The sequence below is a fragment of the Kitasatospora sp. NPDC007106 genome (genome assembly GCF_040634455.1).
GTDB classification, from domain to species: Bacteria; Actinomycetota; Actinomycetes; order Streptomycetales; family Streptomycetaceae; genus Kitasatospora; species Kitasatospora arboriphila.
This window is the reverse complement of the sequence record NZ_JBEYFP010000375.1, coordinates 1-5,820: the sequence shown is the minus strand read 5'-3', so window position 1 is coordinate 5,820 and position 5,820 is coordinate 1. Positions and strand designations below refer to the sequence as shown.

At 76.2% G+C, this 5,820-nt stretch carries 6 protein-coding genes; 1 reads left to right on the top strand and 5 read right to left on the bottom strand.

Annotated elements, in window-relative coordinates:
* Together ABZ641_RS23795 and ABZ641_RS23790 are read right to left on the bottom strand one after the other, a co-directional pair.
* The coding region (locus ABZ641_RS23795) for an MFS transporter (RefSeq protein WP_359984689.1) at positions 1-512 on the bottom strand (512 nt) is incomplete at its 3' end.
* A complete protein-coding gene (locus ABZ641_RS23790) occupies positions 509-1,708 on the bottom strand; it encodes a PucR family transcriptional regulator ligand-binding domain-containing protein (protein WP_359984686.1) in 1,200 nt (399 codons plus the stop codon). The genes ABZ641_RS23790 and ABZ641_RS23795, both read right to left, overlap by 4 nt.
* A 326-nt stretch (positions 1,709-2,034) precedes the next feature.
* Here ABZ641_RS23790 and ABZ641_RS23785 point away from each other — a divergent pair, with 326 nt between their 5' ends.
* Positions 2,035-2,481 (top strand): molybdopterin-dependent oxidoreductase, encoded by a 447-nt coding sequence (locus ABZ641_RS23785; protein ID WP_359984683.1) that lies wholly within the window; start codon positions 2,035-2,037, stop codon positions 2,479-2,481.
* A gap of 93 nt (positions 2,482-2,574) precedes the next feature.
* Here ABZ641_RS23785 and ABZ641_RS23780 read toward each other — a convergent pair whose 3' ends face one another.
* From ABZ641_RS23780 to ABZ641_RS23770, 3 genes are all read right to left on the bottom strand, one after another.
* On the bottom strand, positions 2,575-2,997 hold the full coding sequence (locus ABZ641_RS23780; protein WP_344621753.1) for a TOBE domain-containing protein: 423 nt from the start codon (positions 2,995-2,997) through the stop codon (positions 2,575-2,577).
* Positions 2,998-3,040: 43 nt separating this feature from the next.
* Entirely contained in the window at positions 3,041-4,129 is a 1,089-nt protein-coding gene (locus tag ABZ641_RS23775; protein ID WP_344621754.1) for a sialidase family protein, read from the bottom strand.
* A gap of 98 nt (positions 4,130-4,227) precedes the next feature.
* The gene (locus tag ABZ641_RS23770) at positions 4,228-5,634 is read right to left on the bottom strand and encodes an NAD(P)/FAD-dependent oxidoreductase (RefSeq protein ID WP_359984680.1); all 1,407 of its coding nucleotides are present in this window, start codon (positions 5,632-5,634) and stop codon (positions 4,228-4,230) included.
* Between the last annotated feature and the right edge of the window lie 186 nt (positions 5,635-5,820).

The following is a 5,820-nucleotide window of genomic DNA, read 5'->3' as shown; positions in this document are numbered from 1 at the left end:
AGCAGGCCGCCGAGCGAGGGGCCGAGCGCGGTGCCGACCGCCGACATGGTGCCGAGCAGCCCCATCGCGCGGCCCGTCCGCTCCTTCGGTACCGTCCCGCCGACGAAGGCCATGGTGAGCGCCATCATCACGGCGGCCCCCAGGCCCTGCGCCGCCCGGGCGGCGATCAACAGCCAGAGCGTGGGTGCCGCGCCGCACAGCAGCGACGCCACCGTGAAGAGCACGATGCCGCCGAGCAGCAGCCGGCGGCGGCCGACGAGGTCACCGAGCCGGCCGGCGCCGACGATCGTGGTGGTGGTCGCCAGCAGGAAGGCCAGCACGACCCACTGCACCGCCGCGAACGGCGCCGAGAACGCCACGGACAGGGTCGGCAGGGCGACGTTGGCGATGCTGATGCCGAGCGAGGGCAGCAACATCGACAGCGAGAGCGCGGCCAGCGCCCAGCGGGCGGAGGACGGCGCCGGTGCGGGCGCGGTCGCCCGGGCGGTGGTGGCGGCGGTCGAGGGCTTCACCGGGCGGCCTCCTCTCCGGTCGGCGCAGCAGGGGCGGTCGGTGCAGCGGGGGCGGAGGGGGAGGCGGGGGCGGACGTGCGGCGGACGGCGACCACGACGGCGTCGTGCACCGTGACGGGCCGACCCGCACGGTCCTCGGCGGGGCGCGGTCGGGTCTGCGCCGTCCGCACCCGCCAGTCGGCCGGGTCGAGGGCGGCGGCGGCCTCCTCGGGGGTGAAGAGCATCTCCGGGAGCAGCCGCGGGCCGCCGCCGCCCGCCAGGTCGCGCGGGTGGTGACCGGTGATCAGCAGCGTCCCGCCGGGCGCCACCGCGGCGGCGAGACCCGCGAACAGGGCCGGCCGGGCCGCGGCCGGCACGTGCAGGTACTGCGCGGTGACCAGGTCGAACCCCCCGCCCGCGGGCGGCCGTTCGCCGAGGTCGGCGCGGATCCAGGTGATCCGGTCGGCGACCTGCGGGCCGGCGGCCGCGGCCCGGGCGGCGGCCGGCCCGAGCAGATCGGCGAGCCCCTGCAGCACGGTGGCGGCCGCGGCGGCGGGGCGCTCGTGCGGCCGCAGCAGCCAGCCCTCGTACGGTGATCCGCCGCGGGCGCCGATCGGGACGGCCCAGGCGGTGTCCCCGTCCTCGCCGGCGTCTGCCGTGCCCGTCCGGGCGAGCACCCGGCCGCCCGCCGTGGCGATCGAGCAGTCGGGCAGGCCGAGCCGGGCCGCGGCGAGGTCCAGCAGCCGCTGCGGCGGGGTGTCGCCCTGCAGCAGGGCCGCGAGCTCCCGGCGGACGCCCTCCGGCACCGCGGCGGCGCCGTGCGAGGAGGCCTGCAGGTCGCCCCAGAGCCGCAGGTAGATCCGGTCGGTGACGGCCCGGAAGCTGGTGCTGGCGGGCACCGAGAGCAGCGGGATCCGGTGGGTGCGGCAGGCGGCGGCGAGCGCCTCGGGGACGGTGCCGTGGGTGCCCTCGCCCGCGAGCAGGGCGGCCACGCCGGCGCTGCGCAGCGAGGTGGCGAAGCGCAGGGCCGCGGAGGCGTCCTCGGCGTTCCACCAGACCAGCCCGGTCAGGACGGCCTCGCCGGGCTGCAGGTAGCGGGCCGGGTCCTGGAGGTCGGTGGAGGTCACCCCGGCCACCGTCCGGCGCAGCAGTTCCGGGGTGGTCCAGGCGGCCCGGATGCCCAGCCCGTCCAGCTCCAGCAGGTCCCCGACGATCATCTCTCGCTCCTAGTCGCTCCGCGCGGGGCCGGCCCTTGCTCTTGCCGGTCCATGCCGCGCCTGAGCATCGTAAATGCAAGCCAGATCTGCCCGTTCTCCTCTCGTTCGATCGTCCAGCCGGGGGCCCGGCCTGGGTGCGGAAGCCCGGCCGTCCGCCCGATTGCCCGGCGGCCACGGGTCTGCCGTCGCCGTCGCATCTGCAAGGACTGAAGGTACGGATCCATCGCAGATGCCGGTGAATATCGGACTTCATGCGGGTAACGGCGAGGATGCATGGGTACCACCCCTCCCGGGTCGCAGGGTGCGGCCGGGGAGAAGGACCGCCCATGCTTCGTACCGCCAGACCGGCCGTCCGGCTGACCGGCCGCCTGGACGCCCCGCTGGAACTCACCGTCGCCGAACTGCGCGCCCTGCCCGCGCACCGGGTGGAGGTGGTCTTCGACTGCCTGAGCAGCGGGCCGCAGCGGCACGGCTTCGAGGGGCCGAGACTGTGGGACGTGCTCCGCGCCGCCCGCCCGCGGGTCGACCTGCGCGGCCGCAAGCAGCGCCCGCACCTGCTGCTGGACGTCACCGGCGCCGACGGGCACCGGGCGGTGCTCTCCTGGGCCGAGATCGACCCGGAGTTCGGCAACCAGCAGGTGCTGCTGGCGACCAGCATCGACGGCAGCCCGCTGGACGAGGCCGGTCCGCAACTGGTCGTCCCGGCGGACGTCTGCGGCGCCCGCTACGTCAGCGGCATCACCGAAGTCTGGCTCGGCGAACCGGTCCACTAGGGGTGGCGATGCCACCAGGGGCGCAGGGCTGGGTCAACCCACCAGGGGCGCGTGGGGGTTGACCCAGTCCCTGCGTCGCTGTGGTGTTGCCGGTCAGGCGGCGTCGAGGGAGACCTCGGTCGACTTGATCAGGGCGATCACCGGGGTGCCGGCGGTCAGCCGCAGTTCGTCGGCGGCGTCCGCGGTGATCGCGGCGGTCAGCTCCACGCCCCCCTCGACCGCGATCCGCACGCTGGCCATGGCCGGGCCCGCCGTGACCTCGGAGACCGTGCCGGGCAGCCGGTTGCGGATGCTGAGTCCGCTGACCGGTCCGGTGGCCAGTGCCACCTCGGTGGCCTTCACCAGGGCGTTCACCCGGCTACCGGTCTCCAGGCCGAGTTCGCGGACGGCTTCGGCGGTGACGGCCGCGGTGAGTTCACGGCCGCCGGAGACGTCGACCCGGACGGTGGCCATCACCGCGCCGGTGGTGATGCCGGCGACGGTGCCGGGGATGCGGTTGCGGATGCTCAGACTCATGGACGGGGCTTCCTGACGGTCGGGAGTCGTGGGCGGAGGGGGGTCAGCCGAGGGTCGCGGCGCGGACGCAGAGCACGTCCGGCAGGTGGGAGGCGAGCAGCGACCAGTGGTCGCCCTCGTCCGCGCTGCCGTAGACCTCGCCGTTGCGGTTGCCGAAGTACACCCCGGCGGGGTCGGCGTCGTCGGTGCACAGGGCGTCGCGCAGCACCACGCCGTAGTGGGGTTCGTCCGGGAGACCATCCGAGAGCGGCTCCCAGGTCCCGCCGGCGTCGCGGGTGCGGAAGACCCGGCAGCGGTTGTCGACGGGCAGCCGGGAGTAGTCGGCGTTGAGCGGGAAGAGGTAGGCGGTGCCGGCGGTGCGCGGGTGCGTGGCCAGGCCGAAGCCGAACACCGCGGGCAGGCCGCCGCCGACGTCCGTCCAGCTGCCGCCGTCGTCCTCGCTGCGGTAGACGCCGCCGTGGTTCTGCAGGTACAGCCGGCCGGGTTCGCCGGCGTCCCGGGCGACCTTGTGCACGCACTGCCCGAACTCCGGGTAGTGGTCGGGCAGGAACTCGGCGCGGATGCCGGTGTTGGACGGGGACCAGCTCGCCCCGCCGTCCTTCGTCCGGTAGACGCCGCCGGTGGAGACGGCGACGGTGACGGCCTGGGCGTCGCGCGGGTCGGTGAGCACGGTGTGCATGCCCTGGCCGCCGAAGCCGGCGTTCCACTCGGTGCGCTGCGGGTGGTCCCAGAGCGCGCGGACGAGTTCGAAGGTCTCGCCGCGGTCGGTGGAGCGGAACAGCGCTGCGGGCTGCGTCCCGGCGTACACGACGTCGGGCGCCTCCTCGCCGGCCGGCTGCAACTGCCAGACCCGTTCCAGCGAGGTGCCGGTGTCCTCGGGGAAGCGCACGGCGGGCCGGGTCGGCTCCTGCCAGGTCGCGCCGAGGTCGTCGGACCACCAGACGGACGGGCCCCAGTGGCTGGAGTCGGCGCCCGCCAGCAGCCGCACCCGGCCGCCGCGGCGGTCGACGGCGACCGAATAGACGGCGTTCATCGCGAAGTGGGGCCCGGTGAACTCCCACTTCTCGCGGTCGGAACTGCGGCCCAGGAACAGGCCCTTCTGCGTTCCGACGGCCAACAGCACCTCGGTCATGCGCACCACCCGGTGAACGATCGCGGGCCCCCGCGCCAGTCTCCTCCGGGCCCGGCACCGGCGCACGTCACCGCGCCGGTGCCGGGCACGCGTCCCGGCTACTCGCCGTCGCGCCAGGCCTCCAGCAGCCGCAGCCAGATCTCGCTCACCGTCGGATAGGCGGGCACCGCGTGCCAGAGCCGGGCGACCGGCACCTCGCCGACCACCGCGACCGTTGCGGCGTGCAGCAGTTCGGCGACGCCCGGCCCGACGAAGGTCGCGCCGACCAGCACCTCCCGGTCGAGGTCGACCACGATCCGGGCCCGGCCGGTGTACCCGTCGGCGTACAGCTTGGCGCCGGCCACCGCGCCGAGGTCGTGGTCGACGGCCCTGACGCGCAGCCCGGCCTCCTCGGCCGCGGCCAGGCTCAGCCCGACGGAGGCGGCCTCCGGCTCGGTGAACACCACCTGCGGCGCCCCGGCGGTGTCGGCGGTCGCGCTGTGCGCACCCCAGCGGCCGCCGTCGATCCGCTCGCCGCGGGCCCGGGCCGCGATCGCCGCCCCGGCGATCCGCGCCTGGTACTTGCCCTGGTGGGTCAGCAGCGCCCGGTGGTTGAGGTCGCCCGCCGCGTACAGCCAGCCGCCGGGCACCCCGGTCACCGTGCAGCTGTCGTCCGCCTCGGGCCAGGAGCCGGGCGTCAGACCGACGCTCTCCAGGCCCAGTTCGGCGGTGTTCGGCCGGCGGCCGGTGGCGAACAGCACCTCGTCCGCGACCACCGTGGAGCCGTCCGCGAGGTCGATCCGCACCTCGCCGTCCCGGTGCACCCCGGTGACCTCGGCCTGCCGGACCTCGACGCCCGCGGCGGACAGCCCGTCCGCGACCAGCTCCCCGGCGAACGGCTCCATCCGGCCGAGCAGCGGCCCGCGGGCCAGCAGCACGACCTCGCTGCCCAGGGACCGCCAGGCGGCGGCCATCTCGACCGCGACCACCCCGCCGCCGACCACCGCGAGCCGCGGCGGCACCTGCCGGGCCGAGGTCGCCTCCCGGCTGGTCCACGGCCGGGCCTCGGCGAGCCCCGGCAGGTCGGGCAGCGCGGGCAGGCTGCCGGTGCACAGCGCGACCGCGTGGCGGGCCGTCAGCACCCGTCCGCCGTCGACCTGCACCGCCCGCTCGCCGATCAGCCGGCCGTGGCCGCGGACGAGATCGATGCCGACCCCGTCCAGCCAGGCCACCTGGTCCTCGTCCTTCCAGTGGTCGGCGAAGGAGTCCCGGCGGGCCAGCACCGCCGCGGCGTCCAGTCCCGCGCCGACCGACACCCCGGCGACCGCCCGGGCGTGCGCGGCCGCCGCGCCCGGGCGCAGCAGCGCCTTGCTGGGCATGCACGCGTAGTACGAGCACTCGCCGCCGACCAGGCCGCCCTCCACCACGACCGTCCGCAGCCCGGCCGCAGCCGTCCGGTCGGCCACGTTCTCGCCGGTGGAGCCCCCGCCGACCACCACCACGTCGTACTCGTCCGCCGTCGTCACCCGTACCCCTCGCTCTCACCCGCCGCCGTCGGTCCCGGCCCATCCTGCCCCCTGCCCACCGCCCGGCCCGGACCAACGCGACCGCGGAGCGCTCGCAGCGGCGGGCGCCGGCAGCACCACGATCCCCGCAGCCCCGCCTGCTCCGCCTCTCAGCGGACGGCGGGGGTGTGCTGCTCCGCCTCCCGG

Excerpts from the sequence above, each read along its gene's own strand:
- ABZ641_RS23790 (WP_359984686.1), bottom strand. The coding sequence starts at position 1,708 with ATGATCGTCGGGGACCTGCTGGAGCTGGACGGGCTGGGCATCCGGGCC.
- ABZ641_RS23785 (WP_359984683.1), top strand. The coding sequence starts at position 2,035 with ATGCTTCGTACCGCCAGACCGGCCGTCCGGCTGACCGGCCGCCTGGAC.
- ABZ641_RS23780 (WP_344621753.1), bottom strand. The coding sequence starts at position 2,997 with ATGAGTCTGAGCATCCGCAACCGCATCCCCGGCACCGTCGCCGGCATC.
- ABZ641_RS23775 (WP_344621754.1), bottom strand. The coding sequence starts at position 4,129 with ATGACCGAGGTGCTGTTGGCCGTCGGAACGCAGAAGGGCCTGTTCCTG.